Origin of the sequence: Nocardia farcinica (assembly GCF_029867845.1) — a bacterium.
Classification (GTDB): domain Bacteria; phylum Actinomycetota; class Actinomycetes; order Mycobacteriales; family Mycobacteriaceae; genus Nocardia; species Nocardia farcinica_A.
On the sequence record NZ_JARWRU010000743.1, the window covers coordinates 1 to 2,539 of the forward strand.

At 63.3% G+C, this 2,539-nt stretch carries 3 protein-coding genes; 2 read left to right on the forward strand and 1 reads right to left on the reverse strand.

Annotated elements, in window-relative coordinates; genetic code table 11:
- Positions 1 to 275 (reverse strand): hypothetical protein (locus QH283_RS16220; protein WP_280503820.1); only part of this gene is annotated, 275 nt, incomplete at its 3' end.
- A gap of 624 nt (positions 276 to 899) precedes the next feature.
- On the opposite strand from QH283_RS16220, the gene QH283_RS16225 reads away from it, so the two are divergent.
- Positions 900 to 1,718, forward strand: a complete 819-nt coding sequence (locus QH283_RS16225) for a helix-turn-helix domain-containing protein (RefSeq protein ID WP_280503821.1) — start codon at positions 900 to 902, stop codon at positions 1,716 to 1,718.
- 443 nt (positions 1,719 to 2,161) lie between these two features.
- On the forward strand, positions 2,162 to 2,539 hold a 378-nt coding region (locus QH283_RS16230), incomplete at its 3' end, for a hypothetical protein (RefSeq protein WP_280503822.1).

A 2,539-nucleotide genomic window follows, 5' to 3' on the forward strand; every position in this document is an offset into this window, starting at 1 on the left:
CCCGTGTCATCAACGAATCCAACTCGGCCACAGCACGATCCAACACCACACCACAGATCTACCAGCATCGACTCATGCGAGTGTCGTTGCAGTATTAGGCCGTCGACAGCACCAGCGCTACCGGCCGTGAGCACGATGGCGATCGGAACCACACCGGCCAGCACGACGTGCGTGCTGCGAAAATATCTGCGCTCGTTCCATTTTCGCACCTTTGAGCAAGGAACGAGGTAGGGCGCGAGCTGGGGTCGATGGAGAGTCTTGCTGTTTTCGGGCATGCCGAATGAACCTTCGATACTCAGGGTGAAGCGGGGAATGAAAGAGAGCGCGCCTGAGGGTTGGGCGCGAAGAAGCTCGGGCGCCTCCCAGAGCTGGTGACGGCTCCGGGAGGCCGCTTCTCAGATGTGCCGCATCAGAGGAAGGGCAGGACGAGCGTCAGCGCCTGGGCCACCACCGACAGCCCGTGCGACAGGACCGACAGCACCGCGTTGGCGCCGTTCAGAATTACGATCGGATCCACGATTTTTCCTTTCACGGTTCGGACTTGCACCACCATCCAAACCGCGAAAACCCTTGCAGCACCAGGGTTTCTGCTCTCCTACTTTCCGGTGAGGCCAGGGTCGTGAAACCGCTCTACCGCGTACATACAGGACATTTGCCAGGTCTTTGACGATGTGATCGTGACTGAGAAATCTCGACGAAACATGCTGCGCAACAGATCAGTTCATCACCAACCGCGAGCAGGAAGACCTGTCAGCAGCAATCGATCGCAGGGACCTTGGTCCCTGGAATCTTGCCGGACCAAACCACCTCTGATAGGACAGAACCATTATCTCGGGGGCAACAGATCATCATAACCTCGCTCGGCGTGTGGCGGAAGCCACTAGAAAGGGGGGATCCGCATGAGCCGGTATCCCGTACACCGCTCCTCCCGCAACCACCGAAGAGCGCGGCTGCCAAGCATTCCCACGCTCGGCACCAGCCTGCGCACCATCAGAGACGACCACCTACGACTCTCGCGCTCAGCCGCCCAGCAACGCCACGGCGTCAGCCAGTCCTACCTGTTCGACCTCGAAGCCGACAAAGAGATGCCGACCCTGGAGACACTCGACAGGATCATCACCGGCTACGACCTCTCCCCCACACTCAGACGACACCTGCACGAACTCCGCGCCGGACCCGAATACCTCGCCCCTATCGACAAACTCCTCACCCTCGATCCACACCGGGCCGCCCTACTGGAACACCTCGACGCCCTCGAGGCACGCGACATCCTCGCCGCCTACATCGATCCGATTGCCAACGTCCTGGCCTGCAACAACGCATTCGCATCCCGCCTGCCCGGCATCAACGAGATCCGCTGCGTACCGATGTGGATCTTCAGCCCGGTCGCACGACCGATCATCATCGACTGGGAATACGAAGCCGCACATGCCGTCGCCACCCTCAAGCCCGTCCTCGGCCGCTACCGAGAATCCGAACAAGCACACGAATTGATCCATCACCTCCGCCCACACAAAGATTTTCAACGCATCTGGCAGGCCGGCGTCGACGTCGCCTACGGACGCAAAACCAGCGATCTCTACCACTGGCGCAACCCCGCCACCGGCGAACCGGAGTCCCATCTCCTCACCATCAGCGACGTCGACCACACACAGAACGTCAAGCTCGTCACCGCCATCCGCAAGCCCTACTCCGGCCCGACGCTCGTGTCCCACTGAACCCGGACGAGACACGCCGACAACGACGCTCCGCCCCCTCCTCGGCCCGCGGTCCCTCCACCCCGGCATCCTGCCTTTCCACTCATCGACCTCCCGACCGCTGCTGCGCCAACGACTCCAACGCCAGCAAAGCCTCAGCACCCCCCGGCGCCGCCACCTCGGCCCGGCCGGCAGCGCTTTGGATCCGTGTAACCACCTGACTGCTGGAGATCAAGTGCAGAGCAGTCCAGACGTGCTATTCCCAGAAGCCCACCAACGAAGTAGAGCTGATGGTCACTCCGCGATCACACGCAACGTGCCGTCCACCGAATCACCAGACCCGCACGCACGAAGCCAACCACGCTGCACAGGCCCCTTCCCATCGACCATGCGACCGATCTATCCCACAGCGCCGCACCACCCTCAATAGAACGCACGTTCGATCATCGGTATGGTGTCGCGTCATGACAGACCCGGAGCGCATCGACTACGCCCGGCGCGAGGTCGAGGACATTCGCCGCGCGCTGCTCGACGCCGCGGCATTCGCTGTGGGGGTTGGCATCTGGCGAGATTACCGACGGCGCTCGCGCGGCCTCAGCCGGGCTATGAGGTGGGTGCGCAAGCCCGCCCTGCCCGCGGACCAGGCGACGGTGCTCACGAGCGGGCGGCCAGCTGGACTGCTGGTCCGCCGCCCCAGGAGCACCGCAGACCCCCGTTCCTGGTATGTGACGACAACCGAACGACCTTCAGGGCCCCCCGCCCGGGGGGGGGGGGCGGGGGTGGGGGGGGGGGGGGGTTGTTGTATATTGGGGTTTGGGGGGGGGGGGGGGGGGGGGGGGACG

Bases quoted from the DNA above. Each gene is read 5' to 3' on its own strand.
- QH283_RS16225 (WP_280503821.1), top strand. From the start codon at position 900: ATGAGCCGGTATCCCGTACACCGCTCCTCCCGCAACCACCGAAGAGCG.